We start from the raw sequence: 16655 nt of genomic DNA on the forward strand, positions 1-16655 counted from the left end.
GGCCCGCACACTTTGTCGATAAAGACCTCCATCGAACACGAAGCCGCCGCGCCGTAGTCATACGGACGGCGGCTTTCATGCGTTGGTAGTTGTTCGCGCTTCAGTTTGCGTACGGCCGGGGGGCGCGGCCCGATATAAGGGTTCAACGATGTCGCTGTACTTCTTCCGCATCAGTACCGGTCGCTATTCCGGCGCCGCCGACCAGCCGTACGAGTTCGAGGATCGCGCGGCCGCCTGGACCGAGATGACGGAAGTCTGCGCCAACTTGCTCGGCGGCATCGCGCGCAGCCTGAAGCCGAACGCCGAGTGGTGCATGGAGCTGCTCGACGAGAACAAGAAGCCGGTCTTTCGCATCAGCCTCGTCGGCGAGAGCGCCGGATGCAAGGCATCCTGAACCCGACCTCCAGCTGCAATTTACAACCAAGGCGAGAGAAATTCTCTTCGCGCTCAATCGCTTGGCGTAAAAATCAGTATTTCTGCGGGGGACCTCGTTAACCAAATCGGAATGTGAGGCGCTCAATTTTTGGGCAAGGGCGCGATCAACGCCAAGGGAAGCCGACAACGACTCGGCTGCGCATTTCCTTCGGGGGAAGAGACCCATGTTGAGCCTTGCTCAGAATTTGAGGATCGGGACCAAGCTGGCGATTGCTTCGGCGCTCGGGGTGTTCCTGGTTGGTGCCATGATCGCAAGCCAGATGCTCGGCAATGCCAGCGTCCGCGAGACCAGTCAGAGCGCACTTGCGCAGCGGGAAATCGCCCGCGACGCAATCCGGGCCGAAGTTGCGGTTCGCGGCATGCAACTCGCCGTGCGAGACCTTCGTCTCGCCAACAACGCGGCAGATCTTCAGAAGGCCATCCAGGCTCTGGGCGATCAGCAGACCTCGATGGGCTTGCTGGTCGATGCCATGCTGAGACTTTCTCACGAGGCCGAGAACCGCGCCCGGATGGAGAAACTGAGATCGTTGGCCGCGGACTACGGAAAGGCTGCCCAGCAGATCGCCGCCGTCCGTGGCGAAGCCTTGGCCGCGAGCGGTGCAGACGCCGCGCCGCGCGCCGCGAAGCTCAATGAAGATGCCATTCGCATGGCGCGCGAGCTCACGCTGCCGATCGCAGCCCAACTGGACGGGCTGATCAGCCAGATCGCCGATTACGCGAACCTTAGGTCCGAAGAGAAGAATGCTGCGGCCGCTTACCAAATGAGATCGAGCGAGCAGCTTGCGATGCTGGTCGGCGCCCTCGCCATGCTCGTCCTCGTCGGCTCCTGGCTGATGTCGTTCCTGACCATCGCCCGGCCCATCCGGTCGCTCACCGTGGCCATGGACAAGCTCGCCGGCGGCGATTTCTCCGTGGTGCTGCCCGGGCTCGGCCGCAAGGACGAGGTCGGCGGCGTCGCTGCGGCCGTCGAGAAATTCAAGATCGTGTCAGAACAGAAGGCGCGCGAAGAGGCCGAGGCCAAGATCAGGCAGGATCAGATCGCGGCCGCGCAGCGCAAGGCCGAGATGCACAAGCTCGCTGACGGCTTCGAAGCAGCGATCGGCGAGATCGTCGATACCGTGTCCTCGGCTGCGACCGAACTGGAAGCCTCGGCGTCGACGCTCACATCGACCGCGTCGCGCGGACAGGAGCTCACCACCATGGTTGCGTCCGCCTCCGAGGAAGCGTCCACCAATGTGCAGTCGGTGGCCTCGGCGACCGAAGAGCTGTCGTCGTCGATCACCGAGATCAGCCGCCAGGTGCAGGAATCCGCCCGCGTCGCGGGCGAGGCGGTGAGCCAGGCCCGCACCACGACCGACCGCGTCGGGGAGCTCTCCGCCGCTGCGGCGCGGATCGGCGACGTGGTCGAGCTGATCAACACCATCGCCGGCCAGACCAATCTCCTGGCGCTCAATGCAACCATCGAGGCCGCGCGCGCCGGCGAGGCGGGCCGCGGCTTTGCCGTCGTCGCCTCCGAGGTCAAGGCGCTGGCCGAGCAGACCGCGAAGGCGACCGGCGAGATCGGCCAGCAGATCGCGAGCATCCAGACTGCCACCGAGCATTCCGTCGGCGCGATCAAGGACATCAGTCACACCATCGAGAAACTGTCGGAGATCTCCTCGACGATCGCGGCTGCCGTCGAGGAGCAGGGCGCGGCGACGCAGGAGATTTCCCGCAACGTGCAGCAGGCGGCGGCAGGTACGCATCAGGTGTCGTCTAACATCATGGACGTGCAGCGCGGCGCGAGCGAGACCGGTTCGGCCTCCTCGCAGGTGCTGTCCGCCGCCCAGATGCTGTCCGGCGACAGCAACCGCCTCAAGCTCGAGGTCGGCAAGTTTCTCGACACCGTGCGCGCCGCCTGACGGCGATATTCCCTCGGCAGATCGCGCGCGTCCTTCAGGCGGTGCGGGCGGCCTGAGTCGCCAGCCATCCTTGTTCGAAATACCCGGGGGCGGTGTCGTGGTATGGCGCTGCGCGATCGCTGCCGTCCTGCAACAGATGGTTGCCGAACATATGATGGCGGCGCTGCCGAATTCCGTAATTCAACGTAGCTTCCTGTTAACGCCTGTTTGCAATTATGGGTCCAATCTTACGGGATGAGAACCAGCCAGCATTGTTGAACTGACCTCCGCTCGGTCGTCCATCGGGACGCTTGTGGCGCGGGTGACGTGCGCGTTGCCAGCATCGTTAGGATTCGTGTGATGTCGAAATTGTCGATCGTCTTCAAGCTATTGACCGTGTTGTCGGTCCTCGTTCTCTCGCTCGCCGGTGTCGGCGTGACGGCGATCGGCACCATGCAGAACATCAACGCCCACACGGTCGAGATTGCGCAGAGCTGGCTGCCGAGCGTGCGTGCGCTCGGCTCGATGCGTGCCGACATCAACGAGCTGCGCGTCGCGCTCCGTCTGCACCTGATGCAGGACACCGCCGAAGGTAAGGAGGCCGCCGAGAAGCGCCTGGCAGGCTTGCGCGAGCGTATCGAGAAGACGCGCAAGGTCTACGAGCCGCTGATCACGGTCGCGGAAGAGCGCGCACTCTACGAGCAGTGGAGCAAGGCGTGGGCCGAGTATCTGAACGGCGTGCAGGAGACGATGGCGCTGTCGCGCAAGAGCGTCGGCCGTTTCCCGACCGATGCCAACGAGATGTTGCAGACCAAGGTCGCCAAGATGGCCCAGGCCGCCGATCCGCTGCTCCAGAAGGGCATCGAGCTCAATAATCAGGGCGCCGAGCTGGAGACGAAGCAGGCGGCCGACAGCTACGCGTTGATCTTCCGCGTGCTGGTCGGCATCATCGTCGTCTCCGTCGTGATCGCGATCGGCGCCGCCTATTATCTCGTGCGTGACGTCTCTCGTGGCATTGCCTCGATCATCCGACCGATGCAGTCGCTCGGCGAAGGAGACCTTTCGGCCGAGGTGCCGCATCGCGGCGAGAAGACCGAGATCGGCTCGATGGCGGATGCGCTGCAGATCTTCAAGGAGGCGCTGATCGCCAAGAAGGCCGCCGACGAGGCGGCCGCGCGCGACGCCGAGGCCAAGATCGAACGCGGCCGCCGCGTCGATGCCATCACGCGCAATTTCGAGGCCATGATCGGCGAGGTCGTCGAGACGGTGTCGTCGGCCTCGACCGAGCTCGAGGCCTCCGCGGCTACGCTGAGCGGTACGGCGCAGCGCGGCCAGCAGCTCGCAACCGTCGTTGCGGCTGCGTCCGAGGAAGCCTCCACCAACGTCCAGGCCGTGGCGTCCGCCTCGGAGGAGCTGTCGTCGTCCATCACCGAGATCAGCCGCCGCGTGCAGGATTCGGCGCGGATGGCCGCGGAAGCCGTCGAGCAGGCGGCGCGGACCAACGACCGCGTCAACGCGCTGTCGCAGGCGGCCTCCTGCATCGGCGACGTCGTCGAGCTGATCAACACCATCGCGGGCCAGACCAACCTCTTGGCGCTGAATGCGACCATCGAGGCGGCGCGCGCCGGCGAAGCCGGCCGCGGATTTGCCGTCGTCGCATCCGAGGTCAAGGCGTTGGCCGAGCAGACCGCGAAGGCCACCGGCGAGATCGGGGCGCAGGTCACAGGGATTCAGGCCGCGACGCAGGAATCCGTCAGCGCCATCCAGGAGATCGGCGGCACCATCGAGCGGTTGTCCGAGGTGGCCTCAGCCATCGCCGCCGCTGTCGAGGAGCAGGGCGCCGCGACGCAGGAGATCTCGCGCAACGTCCAGCAGGCCGCCCTCGGCACCCAGGAGGTCTCGTCCAACATCACCGACGTCCAGCGCGGTGCGATCGACACCGGCTCGGCCTCGGGTGAAGTGCTTTCGGCAGCGAAGTCGCTGGCAACCGACAGCACCCGCCTGAAGGTCGAGGTCGCGCAGTTCCTGCAATCGGTCCGCGCGGCCTGATTTTTACACGTTCGGCTGCGGAGCCGGCGGCGGAACGACCTGCCGCCGGAACAGGATGCGCTGGTACAGCCAGCCGATCGCCACCAGCACGACGCCGAGGCACATGAATGACAGCGCGCGGTAGACGCCTGTCAGCGTCCATACGTCGACGGCGAAGGCCTTGAGGATGGTCAGCGCGATGACGGCGGCAGAGGCCAGCCGCGCCCGCTCCGAGTTGACCAGGATTCCCACGCCGAGCAGCGCCACGCCGAACGCCAGCCAGCCGATCGAATAGGTGTATTGCTCGGCGCTCGTGGTGCCGCCGTAGAGCAGCACCGGCCCGTGATAGAAGCGGCGGATCTCCAGCGTCACATAGCTCAGCGCGAACACCAGCGCGCCGCCAGCGATCGTGTTGGCGTAGGCGACGGAGCGATGGCCCGCCACCGCATAGGACAGCAGCAGCATCAGCACCGCCGGCAGCGCGTAGCCGAGCAGCAGCAGGTTGAAGACGAGGCCGCCGACATTGACGCTGGAGAGCAGCATCGGGTTCTCCAGGATCAGGAGACCGAACACGCTGATGAACCCGGCAATCGCCGTGAGCACGACCGCGCCGACATTGTGCACGATGCTGTGGCTCCTCAGTCGCAAACGCTCCAGCCCGATCGCCATTGCAAGCGTGACGCAGACCTGCAGCGCGAATTCGAGCAGTGACGGCGGCGAGGTCATTCGGCCATTGGTCGCAAGGTGCCGGATCTCCATGAAGGCAAGCAGCGCGGTGAACAGGATCGCGGCCGTCTCGACCATGCGCAGCGGCGGATCGTCGGCGCGGCGGCGCAGGAAGATGCTCGCGCCCCAGAACGAGGCCGCCGGCAGGCCGTAGCCCCAGAGCAGCCAATTGAAGATGGGCGTGGTGCCGACGGCATCGCCGACGATGCGTGGGTCATAGGCGATGCGCGCGGTGACGAGCCCCGCGAAGATTGCGGCGAGCCAGCGCAGGAACGGGATCGGCCGCTGCAGCGAGATCCAGGCGGTGCCGAGCGACATCAGCGCCAGCGCGATCGTCAGCCAGCCCTTCTCCAGCGCGAAAGTCAGCGCCAGGGCCAGTGCGCCGAGCGTGCCGGTCGCGAACAAGGCGGTGGCGATCATGGTGCCCGGCCGGGTCTCGCGGCGCGTGAGCGCCTCGGTCGCCGCGCCAAAGGCCGCGGCAAGCAGCACCGCGAGGATCGCAAACGGGATCGAGCGGTCGAGATGGGCGATACGCGCGTAGAGCGCCACGAGGATCGCGATCGGTGTTGCGACCGCAGCAGCCGACCACACCACGGGGATGATCGCCGAATTCGAGCGGCCCTGCGCGAGGAAGCCGGCAATGCCGAAGCCGGCGGCGAAAATCGCGGCCGTCACCAGATGCAGCGTCACGGAGCTGTCGGTCGCGCTGGGCCCGACGCCGGACATCGCACCGCCCGGCAGCACCAGCATGTCAGGATTGGCGCGCACCGCCCATTCGGCGAACACGATGAAGACCGTCGCTGCGGCCGCGCCGAGCGCGCCGGTCGCCGCCGGCGCGCGCCAGGCGACGAGCAGCGTGCCGCCGACCAGCAGCGCAAAGGCGATCAGCGCCAGGTCGGCATGCGCGCTCGACAGCACGATCAGCATCGCGCCGAACAGATAGGCACCGAGCGAGCCCGACGAGATCGGCTCGATCTCGCCGTCCTCGATGGCAGGTCCGAACATGAAGCCGCAGACGACGAGCAGCGCGGCCAGCACGAAGCCCGCGATGACATGGAAGGCGTGCGGCGCGACCTGGACCTGCTCGGCGTCGAGACCGGGGAAGAGCCAGAGCACGGCGAAGGCGATCGTGGTGACCGCAAGCCAGCGCCACAGCCGGATGCGGGCGAGGCCGAAGCTCGCGGCGGTGACGACGGCGAGATAGACGTAGAGCGCCCAATAGTCCGGCTTGCCGCTGGAGACGAGCACCGGCGTCACGAAGGCGCCGACCACGCCGAGGCCGGCGAGCGCCGGTCCGTGCAGCAGCGCGGCAGCGAGCGTGCACATCGCCACGATGCCGAGCAGCACGAAGGCGGTGGCGGGCACGAGGAAGCCGTAGAGCGCGTAGGCGGCATAGATGGTGGCGAACGCCACAGCCGTACCGGCCGCGGTGAGGATCGCGGGGATGTTGGCGATCGGCAGCGCCGCGATGTTGGAGATGCTCTCCTTGCGCCGGGTCCATTCGCCGGCGCCCAGCAGCGCGGCGGCGAACAGGCCGCCCAGGAACACGCGCACGCCGGGGCCGAGCAGGCCGGCCTCGATCGAATAGCGCACCATGAAGAAGCCGCCGAGCGCGAGCGCAAGGCCGCCGATCCACACCACCCAGCGCGTGCCGAGCTGCTCCTCGAAGCCAGGTTCTCGACTATCAGGCGCGTCGGCAGGCAGGGGAGGCGGTGCATCGGCGGAGACGCTCGCTGCGAGCGGCGGCGGGGACGCCTGTTCGGTGACGGGCGGAGGCGGCGCCGGCTCGGACTCAGGCGCAAGCGGCGGCGGCTCGGCGGCCATCGTCGCGGAGGTGGGCGCCTGCTCCTGCACCGGCATGAGCGGCGGCGGCTGGACCGGCCGTTGCGCGTAGAATCTCTCTTCGAGCCCGTTCAGTCGCCGGCGCAGCTCGGCCGCCTGGCTGGAGGCCTTGATTGCGATCAGGAAGGCGACGATCGCGATGATCAGCGCAAAGACGTCAAACGGACCGTCGAACATGAAGCCTCCGGGCGACCGGCGGGCAGGGGCCGATCGCGCAAATCCCAGGATCTAGCGCCGGGAGCGTACGCGCAAGCCCGGTGCGGGCCGCTCCTGGAGCACGTCGCGGCGGAAGCGGTAGAGCGCCGCCGGCCGTCCGCCCGTCTGTGTCGACATCACCCCGGTCGGTTCGACCAGGGCTTCCATTTCGACCAGGCGGCGGAAATTCTGCTTGTGCAGATGCCGGCCGGAGATCGCCTCCACCGTATGCTGCAGTTCGGTAAGTGTGAATTCGGGCGGCAAAAGTTCAAACACGACAGGACGATACTTCAGTTTTGCACGCAGCCGCGCGATCGCTGTGGCGAGAATCCGGCGGTGGTCGAACCGCATCGAGGTCCCGAGCGGAGGCAGCGTCTTGCGCGCTAATGCCGCAGGGCGGCCGTCGCGCCGCGCCTCCTCGACCAGCCCGGCCTCGTACATCAGCTCGTAGCGGTCGAGCACGCGCTCTTCGTCCCAGGCCGCCCCGTCGAGGCCGAAACAGAACCGCACGCGATCCTTGCGCGGCAGCGCGCGAATCGTCTCCGGCGTCTCCTCCGCGGCCCACTCCGTCAGCGCGGGGATGATGTCGCGGGCGATGATCGCCGGCGGCTCCTCGCGCCAGTCTTCCCAGGGGAAGAAGCGATACCATGGCGCGAAGCTCGCCGCGTTGGCTGCGAGCTCGCCATCCACCGCACGCGTCAGCGCGAGATAGCCGATCGACACCATATGCGCCCCGGTGTCGCCAGCCTCGGCATGACGGCCGCGATCGCCGAAGGTGTAGAGCTGCTCGACATAGCCGAGCCGCAAGCCCGCCTGTTCCTCGACCCAGGCGCGCAGGCCGATCTCGAAGGTGCGGTGCGCGAGTGCGTCGAACGGGCCGAACGGCAGGCCGGCCAGCCCGTCACTGCCGCGCGCGGTGAGGATCAGCGGCTCATGGCCCTCGATCGCGACGATGGCCGCGGTCAGGCCGATCTCGATCGGCGTCAGGAGCGCCTCGCTCATGCGATGATGATCGCAGATGTTGCCACAAACCCGTCATGCCCGGGCTCGTCCCGGGCATCGACGTTCTTGGTGCAGCGACAAAGGTCGTGGATGGCCGGGACGAGCCCGGCCATGACGATGCGGAGACATCCGGGCACGAGCGCACCTGCAATGTAGCGCCCAGCTGTCATTCGAGCTCGATCACGAAGGGGCGGCCCTCGACCATCATCGCGCCCGGGCCGATCTCGTCGAGCGCGCGCAGCATGCGGCCGTTGCGGCCGAGGGCTCGGTCGGCAAGGCCGACGATGCGCCGGTTCGGCGAGGCGATCGGCGAGGCCGCGCGGATCTTCCTGGCGATCTCGAGTTCGTCGCGGTTTGGATTGAGCGCGCAGACCGCCGCAAACGCGCTCGCGGTGGAGCGGCTGATGCCGGCATAGCAATGCACCACCAGCGGCGCGCTGCGGTCCCAGCCGCGCACGAAATTCAGCACCTGATCGATATGCGCCTCGGACGGTGCGACGAATCCGTCCAGCTCCTCGGTGATGTCGTCCATCGACACCTTGAGATGATTGGCCGGCAGCACCGATACCGGCCGCGCCACCTGCTCGACATTGGCCATCACGGTCAGCACATGGCTGGCCCCGGTGAGACGGACGGTTTCGGGAAGCGCGGCGAGGGAGCAGACGTGGATCATGGCGGACCTTTTTGCCGCGACTATAACAAGCGCTCGTAGGGTGGGCAAAGGCGCAAAGCGCCGTGCCCACCATCTCGCACTTGCGCGCATCCCGCTTGGTCTCGTGGGCACGCTTCGCTTTGCCCACCCTACGAAGGGATGAACCTACGCAAACACCGCGCCGAACCGCTCCAGAAACTGCTTCTCGGCCCGCGCCGCGGTCCAGGGCGTCAGGTAGTCGCGCCGGACGCTGTCGGTGAGGCCGGGATCCTTGCCGAACAGGCGCCTTGCCTCGCTTTCGCTGAAGCCGGCAAGCTCGGTCGCTTCCAGATAGGCCGCGCCGCGATCGGCGGCCTTGATGGCCTGCGTGATCTCCTCCGGCAGTACCGGCGGCAGCCCGAAGCGGATATGGATGGCGCCGAGCAGGCGTTTTTCCACGGCCTTGTAATGGCCGTCGAGCACCGCCTTGAACGGCGAGATCATGTCGCCGATCACATATTCCGGCGCATCGTGCAGCAGGGCAGCGAGCCGCATGCGCTGATCGACGCGCGGCATCTCGTGCCGGAGCACGATCTCCACCAGCAGCGTGTGCTGCGCGACCGAGAAGATATGCGCGCCGATGGTCTGCCCGTTCCAGCGCGCGACGCGCGCCAGCCCGTGCGCGATGTCGGCGATCTCGATATCGAGCGGAGAGGGATCGAGCAGATCGAGCCGCCGGCCCGACAGCATGCGCTGCCAGGCGCGGGACTGCGCTTCGCGCGCGGTCTTCTTCGCGGTCATTTGGCCCTGAGGCGCGGCTTGCGCTGCGTCTTGCCGCAGGTCGCGTGGCAGTGGCAGTCGACGAGATGGTCGTTGACCATGCCGGTCGCCTGCATGAAGGCATAGACGATGGTCGGGCCGACGAACTTGAAGCCGCGCGAGGACAGCTCCTTCGAGATTTGCACCGACAGCGGCGTCGAGGCGGGCACGCTTCCCGTGGTCTTGAAATGGTTGACCTTGGGTTTGCCGTCCATGAAGTCCCACAGCAGCTTCGAGAAGCCCGGACCTTTCTCCATGATGTCGAGATAGGACTTGGCGCTGAGGATCGCGCCGTCGATCTTGGCCTTGTTGCGGACGATGCCGGCATCGTTCATCAGCGCATGCACCTTCTTGGGCGTGTAGCGCGCGATCTTCTCGGGTTGGAAATCGTCGAAGGCTTTGCGGAAATTGTCGCGCTTGCGCAGGATCGTGATCCAGGACAGGCCGGCCTGAAAACCGTCGAGCATCAGCTTCTCGTACAGCGCGCGGTCGTCATATTCCGGCACGCCCCATTCGGAGTCGTGATAGGCGACATAGAGCGGATCATCGCCCGGCCAGGGGCAACGTGTCAGGCCGTCGGGATGCAGGCGGGGAGCGCGGCTCATGCGATGGAGGGCTTGGTTGGAATGCGCACGACGTCGGGGTCCGCAAGTTTCAAGGCGAGCCCGCCCGCGGTGAGAGGCTGGCCGGCATCGAGCGCGTCTGCGACACGGTCGATGCGCACCAGGGCAATGCCCTTGCCGCCGGACGTCGAGCCGATGGTGCCGACCGGCTTGTCGCCGGCGAGGATGGTCGCGCCGGCTTCCGGCGAGGCGCCGTCGAGCAGCACCTTCACGCTGCGGGTGCGCGCGGTGCCGCGATGCTGCATGCGCGAGACGACCTCCTGGCCGACATAGCAGCCCTTGTCGAAATCGACGCCGGCGAGACGGTCCATGTTGGTCTCGTGCGGGAAGGCGTCGCTGTACATGAAATCGAGCCCGCCGCGCGGCACGCCGAGCGCGATGCGGTGCGCCTCGTATTCGGCGGCATCGACCAGTTCGGCCCCGATGAGGTCGGACAGCTTCTCCTTGAGATCCTCAGGGATCAGGATGCGATAGCCGAGCGCATCGTTGCGTGGGTCGGCGAAGGCAAGATCCGGCTGCGCCGCGGGCTGGCCGTCCCAGGCCGCGAGCACGCCGAGATCGAGAGTCTCCACCGTGACCTTGGCCCGCAGCTTGTAGAATTTCAGCTTGGTGGCGAGGTTGTCTGCCAGCGCTTTCGGGCAGTCGATCAGGAACCCGCCGCCATGGCCCGCGGGCACCTCGGTGATCAGGAAATCGACGATGATCTTGCCCTGCGGCGTCAGCAAGGCGCCGAATCGCCCCAGGCCCGGCTTCAGCCTGTCGACGTCGGTCGTGACCAGGCCGTTGAGGAAGTTGCGCGCATCCTCGCCCGCGACCTTGACCACGCCCCGGTCGGGAAGAAACGCTGATTTCATGCGAAAATCTCTTGCGACATGTTGCTCCGGAACGTAAGCCCGCGAGGCATAAACGACAAGACCTCGAGCTCTGCGCTTGGGGACGAGAGAGGCCTTCAGCCATGACCCAGCGCTTCGATGTGATCCTCAAGAATGGCACCGTCGTCAACCAGGACGGCGAGGGTGTTCGCGATATCGGCATCACCGGCGGCCGCATTGCCGAGCTGGGTCCTTTGTCGCAAGGCAGTGCCGCCGAGGTGATCGACTGCAAGGGCCTGCACATCCTGCCCGGCGTGATGGACACGCAGGTGCATTTCCGCGAGCCCGGCCTGACGCACAAGGAAGACCTCGAGACCGGTTCGCGCAGCGCCGTGATGGGCGGCGTCACCGCCGTGTTCGAGATGCCGAACACCGCGCCGCTGACGGTGACGGAGGCCGAATTCACCGACAAGGTGAAGCGCGCTTATCACCGCATGCATTGCGATTTCGCCTTCTTCATCGGCGGCACCCGCGAGAACGTGCAGGACCTGCCGGTGCTGGAACGCGCGCCCGGCTGCGCCGGCGTCAAGGTGTTCATCGGCTCCTCGACCGGCGCGCTGCTGGTGGAGGACGACGAAAGCCTGCGCCGCATCTTCCAGGTGATCCGCCGCCGCGCCGCCTTCCATGCCGAGGACGAGTACCGCCTCAACGACCGCAAATCGCTGCGCATCGAGGGCGATGCCCGCTCGCATCCGGTGTGGCGCGACGAAACCGCGGCGCTGATGGCGACGCAGCGCCTGGTCAAGCTCGCGCACGAGACCGGCAGGCGCATTCACGTGCTGCACATCTCCACCAAGGAAGAGATCGAGTTCCTGCGCGACCACAAGGACGTCGCGTCCTGCGAGGCGACGCCGCATCACCTGACGCTGGCCGCTCCCGAATGCTATGAGCGCCTCGGCACGCTAGCGCAGATGAACCCGCCGGTGCGCGGCGCCGATCACCGCGCCGGCATCTGGCGCGGCATCGAGCAGGGCATCATCGACGTGCTCGGCTCCGACCATGCCCCGCATACGCTGGAGGAGAAGCAGAAGACCTACCCCGCCTCGCCCTCCGGCATGACCGGCGTGCAGACGCTGGTGCCGCTGATGCTCGACCACGTCAACGCGGGCCGGCTCTCTCTGGCGCGCTTCGTCGACCTCACCAGCGCCGGTCCCGCGCGCCTCTACAACATGGCCTGCAAGGGCCGCATCGCCGCCGGCTACGACGCCGACTTCACCATCGTCGACCTCAAGCGCAGCGAGACCATCACCAATCAATGGGTCGCGTCCAAGGCCGGCTGGACGCCTTATGACGGCGTGCGCGTCACCGGCTGGCCCGTCGGCACCTTCATCCGCGGCCGCCGCGTGATGTGGCAGGGCGAGCTGGTGACGCCTTCGCAGGGCGAGGCGGTGCGGTTTCTGGAGACGCTGAAGCCGTAGAGGGCAGGTCAAGTTTCTGCCTCCGCTGTCATGCCCCGGCTTGACCGGGGCATCCAGTACGCCGCGGCGAGAGTTGGTTGATACGACTGCAGCCTCTGGAATACTGGATTGCCCGCTTTCGCGGGCAATGACAGTGTGCCACGAAGCGCAAGTGCAAATTGGGAGAAAGCAATGTCCCAGCCAGCCGCCCTCATCACCACCGCGCAGCTCGCCGCCATCCTCGCCGATCCCAATCTCCGCCTCTATGACTGCACGACCTACAACGAACCTGTGCCCGCCGGCAGCGACGTGCCTTATCGCGCGGTGCCCGGCGACAAGTCCTTCGCGGCCGGGCACATTCCGGGGGCCGATTTCCTCGACCTGCAGGGCGAGTTCTCCGACGCTTCGGCACGACAGTTCTTCATGATGCCTGGTGTGGCCCAGCTGGAGGCCGCCTTCGGCCGCCACGGCCTCGATGCGGGCAAGACCGTTGTGCTCTACAGCATCGGCACCATGATGTGGGCGACGCGGTTCTGGTGGATGCTGCGCTCGCTCGGCGTCGATGCGCTGGTGCTCGACGGCGGCTTCGACAAATGGACACAGGAGGGACGGCCGATCGAGACGGGCGCACCGAAAGGCTATCCCGCGACGACCTTCAAGGCCGCGCCGCGCGCCGGCTTCTTCGTCGACAAGGAGGCGGTGAAGGCGCGAATCGGCGATCCCTCGACGGTCATCGTCAACGCGCTCGGGCCGCAGTTTCATCGCGGCCTCGAGCCGAGCCGCTACGGCCGGCCTGGCCGTGTTCCCGGCAGCGTCAACGTATCCGCTGCGACGCTCGTCAATGCCGACAAGACCTTGACGACGCCTGCCGATGCCGAAGCCAAATTCACTGCTGCGGGCGTCACGCGTGACAAGAACGTGATTGTCTATTGCGGCGGCGGCATCTCGGCGACGATCGACCTCTTCCTGCTGACGCAGCTCGGCTACGACAGACTGACGCTCTACGACGCCTCGATGGGCGAATGGGCGCGGGATCCGACGCTGCCGATCGAGACGGATTAGGTTTGCTTATCTTCGTCACCGGTGGGTGATGGCATTTGCACCCGCACAAGCGGCCGTCATGCCCGGGCTTGTCCCGGGGCATCCACGTTCTTCGTGCCCGCCGGCAAGACGTGGATGGCCGGGACGAGCCCGGCCATGACGATGTGGGACTATCGTGCCCGAAACGCCCGCAGCCTATGCGATACCCTTCCTCCAGGGGAAGGTAAGATCCGGGACTAAGAAAATCCGGGAACCTTTTCCCTGGGTCTGCATCCAAAGTCCGGAACCAACGGAGATAGGGGTACCCGCCATGCCAGGGACCGCAGCCGGCCGGACCGCCGCTGTCAGGACATCGGAAGCCGAGCTGATCGAGCGCGCGCGGCGCCGCGACGAGGCTGCGCTCCGCGAAATCATGCAGGCCAACAACCGCAGGCTCTATAGGCTCGCCCGCGGCATCCTGCGCAGCGACAGCGAGACCGAGGACGTGGTGCAGGAGACCTATGTCCGCGCCTTCACGCATCTCGACGGTTTTCTCGGTGACGCCGCGCTGTCGACCTGGTTGTCGCGCATTGCGATCAACGAAGCGCTCGGGCGCCTGCGCAGTCGGAGGCCGCAGGTCGAGCTCGGATCGGTGCCGGAGGCAACGCTCGAAGCCCAGATCATCAGGTTTCCCCTTTCGACCGCCGCAACCGATCCGGAAAAATCCATGGCCCAACGCGAGATTCAGCGCGTCGTCGAACATGCGATCGATGAATTGCCCGATGCCTTCCGCATGGTCTTCATCGCGCGCGTGATGGAGGGGATGAGCATGGAGGAGACAGCCGAGCTGCTCGCTATCAAGCCCGAGACGGTCAAGACGCGGTTGCATCGTGCGCGCGCATTGCTGCGCGAGAACGTCGAGAAGAAGATCGGCCCCGTCGTGATGGACGCATTTCCGTTCGCCGGGCAGCGCTGTGAGCGCCTGACGGAGGCCGTGCTCAGGCGCCTCGGCGTCGGTGCGTAATCTTTCGGGAACATTAGCTCGAAAGTCCCATCCAATCCCTGTGAAGGAACGCCGGCCAAGGTCCGGCATCACAGGAGTAACAGGCCATGTTCACCCGACGGAGCGCGGCGATCGCTGCCGCCATTCTGTTGTCCAGTCCCGCGCTGCTGCAAGGCGCCGGCGCCGCCGACAAGCCGACCGATGCGCAGATCGCCCATATCGCCTATACCGCGGGCGTGATCGACATCAACGCCGCCAAGCAGGCGCAGAAGAAGGCGAAGAGCAAGGACGTGAAGGCATTTGCCGAGGACATGCTGCGCGACCACGAGGCCGTCAACAAGCAGGCGCTCGCGCTGGTCAAGAAGCTGAACGTTACCCCGGAAGACAACGACACCAGCAAAGCGCTGTCCAAGCAGGCCAGCGACAAGCTCGCCGAGCTCGACAAGCTGAGCGGCGCTGCCTTCGACAAGGCCTATGTCGCCAACGAGGTCGCCTACCACAAGCAGGTCAACGGCGCGCTGGAGACCCAGCTGATTCCGTCGGCCGGCAATGCCGAGCTGAAGAGCCTGCTGCAGACCGGCCTGAAGATCTTCCAGGGTCATCAGCAACACGCCGAGCACGTAGCGGCCGATCTGAAATAGGGAGGAGCGATGATGCCGGGGCGGCTGTTTTTGCTTCCCGTCGCGCTCGTCTTCGCGGCGATGGTCGTCCCGGCGCACGCCGCGACGATCGAGATCACGATGGAGAATCTCGTGATCGCACCGGCCGAGATATCGGCCAAGGTCGGCGATACCATCACCTGGATCAATAAGGACGTCTTCGCCCATACCGCCACCGCGAGGAACGGCGATTTCGACGCGACACTGCCGCCGAAGAAATCGGCGACATCAGTTCTGAAGAAGGCGGGAACGGTCGAATATTACTGCCGCTATCATCCCAACATGAAAGCGACGCTCAAGGTCGAGCCGTGAGGGAGGAGGAGCGCCTTCCCGATTCCGGCAGGAACATCTCCCGGCCATTGCGAGACTAATGCTTGTCGGGGGGAAACAGCTTCCGTGCGATAAAGGCGGCAGACTTCGCGAAGCCTTTCGCCAAATCCGCTTCGCCAAGTCATTCATCCGTCGACTGGCCCCGCCCGCGTGGCGGGGTCATTTTCGGCAGGGCCTACTGCCTGCAGATGTCGACCGAGAACTCGCCGTTGCGGATGCGGCCGGGAAAGCCCTCGACGAACTTGGCGACCGCGTCCTCGCCATAGGTGCCGACCAGCTCGGCAAAGGCCGCAAACAGGCTCGCCTGTGCCAGGCAGTCGCCGTCGACGCCGTCATGGCGCGCCTCGGCCCAGGCCTCGTTGAGATAGCTCAGTGCGGCCTGCTTCTGCTCGTGATCGGGCAGCGGCGCGCGGGCGGGGGCGTAGGAAATCGGCTGGCTCATGAAACTCGATCAGGGCTGGGGCGCGATCCACGGCGATGCGCTGTGCGAGAGGTTTAGCACGGTCGTTAACGACCGCTAGGCCACATCTTTAAGAACGGTTAACGGCTGTGAACAAAGTCGATGACAGCGTTCCCGCCGAGCCGCCGCGCCGATCCTGTCTCGTCATTCCGGGGCGCGCGCAGCGCGAGCCCGGAATCCATCGCGCCACAGAGATGGTGGATGAATGGATTCCGGGCTCGCGACTTCGCGCCCCGGAATGACTGGAGAGAATCAGTTCGCGTAGCGCGCCGTCAGATCCCGCGAGATCTTCGAGCCTTCCTCGATATAGCGGCGGATCGCCACCGTCGCGGCCGGCGTGCAACTCCGGTAGGTCTGCTGAAAGCCGTTATAGCCGCGGTTGAAGCCGGCGATCATGCGGGTGCGGCGCTCCCCGGAGGGGGTTTCGGCATCGATCAACGCCTGCATCTCGTTGCGCCATTTGTTGCCCTCGTTGGACCCGCAGATGCCGCGCAGATAGTGCAGGCCGCCAAGGATCTCGGCCAGCCGCTGCAAATCGGCGTCGAACGGCGCCGCCACGTCCTGAGCCCGCGTGGGGCCGCAGGCGCAGGCGAGAATCAGGACAAAAATGGCCAGAAATCGCGTGGACATCGGCGGGGTGTATGCCCCCTCCCATTCGGAGAAGCAAGGTACGGTAGCCGCTGCATCGGCAGTGCGCTCCCTCCCCCGCCTGCGGGGGAGGGTTGGGGAGAGG

At 66.2% G+C, this 16655-nt stretch carries 16 protein-coding genes; 8 read left to right on the forward strand and 8 right to left on the reverse strand.

What is annotated here, in order from left to right:
- Positions 1-148 precede the first annotated feature (148 nt).
- From E4K64_RS32485 to E4K64_RS32495, 3 genes are all read left to right on the forward strand, one after another.
- Positions 149-394, forward strand: coding sequence for a DUF6894 family protein (locus E4K64_RS32485; protein ID WP_135167036.1), 246 nt, complete (start codon positions 149-151; stop codon positions 392-394).
- A gap of 205 nt (positions 395-599) precedes the next feature.
- Positions 600-2336 (forward strand): methyl-accepting chemotaxis protein, encoded by a 1737-nt coding sequence (locus E4K64_RS32490; protein WP_135167037.1) that lies wholly within the window; start codon positions 600-602, stop codon positions 2334-2336.
- 339 nt (positions 2337-2675) lie between these two features.
- Positions 2676-4364, forward strand: coding sequence for a methyl-accepting chemotaxis protein (locus tag E4K64_RS32495; protein WP_167772379.1), 1689 nt, complete (start codon positions 2676-2678; stop codon positions 4362-4364).
- Positions 4365-4367: 3 nt separating this feature from the next.
- On the opposite strand, the gene E4K64_RS32500 is transcribed toward E4K64_RS32495, so the two are convergent.
- From E4K64_RS32500 to ygfZ, 6 genes are all read right to left on the reverse strand, one after another.
- Positions 4368-7088, reverse strand: a complete 2721-nt coding sequence (locus E4K64_RS32500) for a DUF2339 domain-containing protein (RefSeq protein ID WP_135167039.1) — start codon at positions 7086-7088, stop codon at positions 4368-4370.
- A 51-nt stretch (positions 7089-7139) separates the two neighbouring features.
- Positions 7140-8108 carry an NUDIX hydrolase gene (locus E4K64_RS32505; protein ID WP_135167040.1) on the reverse strand — a complete coding sequence of 323 codons (969 nt, stop codon included), beginning with the start codon at positions 8106-8108 and terminating at the stop codon, positions 7140-7142.
- A 166-nt stretch (positions 8109-8274) separates the two neighbouring features.
- On the reverse strand, positions 8275-8781 hold the full coding sequence (locus tag E4K64_RS32510; protein ID WP_126260406.1) for a tyrosine phosphatase family protein: 507 nt from the start codon (positions 8779-8781) through the stop codon (positions 8275-8277).
- A 144-nt stretch (positions 8782-8925) separates the two neighbouring features.
- Positions 8926-9540 (reverse strand): YfbR-like 5'-deoxynucleotidase, encoded by a 615-nt coding sequence (locus E4K64_RS32515; RefSeq protein ID WP_135167041.1) that lies wholly within the window; start codon positions 9538-9540, stop codon positions 8926-8928.
- On the reverse strand, positions 9537-10163 hold the full coding sequence (locus E4K64_RS32520) for a DNA-3-methyladenine glycosylase I (protein ID WP_135167042.1): 627 nt from the start codon (positions 10161-10163) through the stop codon (positions 9537-9539). The genes E4K64_RS32515 and E4K64_RS32520 overlap by 4 nt, the downstream gene beginning before the upstream one ends.
- On the reverse strand, positions 10160-11035 hold the full coding sequence (gene ygfZ / locus E4K64_RS32525) for a CAF17-like 4Fe-4S cluster assembly/insertion protein YgfZ (RefSeq protein WP_135167043.1): 876 nt from the start codon (positions 11033-11035) through the stop codon (positions 10160-10162). Before ygfZ ends, E4K64_RS32520 begins: the two co-directional genes overlap by 4 nt.
- 101 nt (positions 11036-11136) lie before the next feature.
- Here ygfZ and E4K64_RS32530 point away from each other — a divergent pair, with 101 nt between their 5' ends.
- The 5 genes from E4K64_RS32530 (at position 11137) to E4K64_RS32550 (ending at position 15444) form a co-directional block, all read left to right on the forward strand.
- A complete protein-coding gene (locus tag E4K64_RS32530; protein ID WP_135167044.1) occupies positions 11137-12471 on the forward strand; it encodes a dihydroorotase in 1335 nt (444 codons plus the stop codon).
- 171 nt (positions 12472-12642) lie between these two features.
- On the forward strand, positions 12643-13512 hold the full coding sequence (locus E4K64_RS32535) for a sulfurtransferase (RefSeq protein WP_135167045.1): 870 nt from the start codon (positions 12643-12645) through the stop codon (positions 13510-13512).
- A gap of 289 nt (positions 13513-13801) precedes the next feature.
- A complete protein-coding gene (locus E4K64_RS32540) occupies positions 13802-14494 on the forward strand; it encodes an RNA polymerase sigma factor (RefSeq protein WP_135167046.1) in 693 nt (230 codons plus the stop codon).
- A gap of 86 nt (positions 14495-14580) precedes the next feature.
- Positions 14581-15114 (forward strand): DUF4142 domain-containing protein, encoded by a 534-nt coding sequence (locus tag E4K64_RS32545; RefSeq protein ID WP_135167047.1) that lies wholly within the window; start codon positions 14581-14583, stop codon positions 15112-15114.
- Between the two features lie 9 nt (positions 15115-15123).
- A complete protein-coding gene (locus E4K64_RS32550; protein ID WP_135167048.1) occupies positions 15124-15444 on the forward strand; it encodes a cupredoxin domain-containing protein in 321 nt (106 codons plus the stop codon).
- Positions 15445-15637: 193 nt separating this feature from the next.
- On the opposite strand, the gene E4K64_RS32555 is transcribed toward E4K64_RS32550, so the two are convergent.
- On the reverse strand, positions 15638-15904 hold the full coding sequence (locus E4K64_RS32555) for a hypothetical protein (protein WP_028134933.1): 267 nt from the start codon (positions 15902-15904) through the stop codon (positions 15638-15640).
- 270 nt (positions 15905-16174) lie between these two features.
- Positions 16175-16552, reverse strand: a complete 378-nt coding sequence (locus E4K64_RS32560; protein ID WP_135167049.1) for a TIGR02301 family protein — start codon at positions 16550-16552, stop codon at positions 16175-16177.
- Between the last annotated feature and the right edge of the window lie 103 nt (positions 16553-16655).

It is taken from the genome of Bradyrhizobium frederickii (assembly GCF_004570865.1).
GTDB classification, from domain to species: Bacteria; Pseudomonadota; Alphaproteobacteria; order Rhizobiales; family Xanthobacteraceae; genus Bradyrhizobium; species Bradyrhizobium frederickii.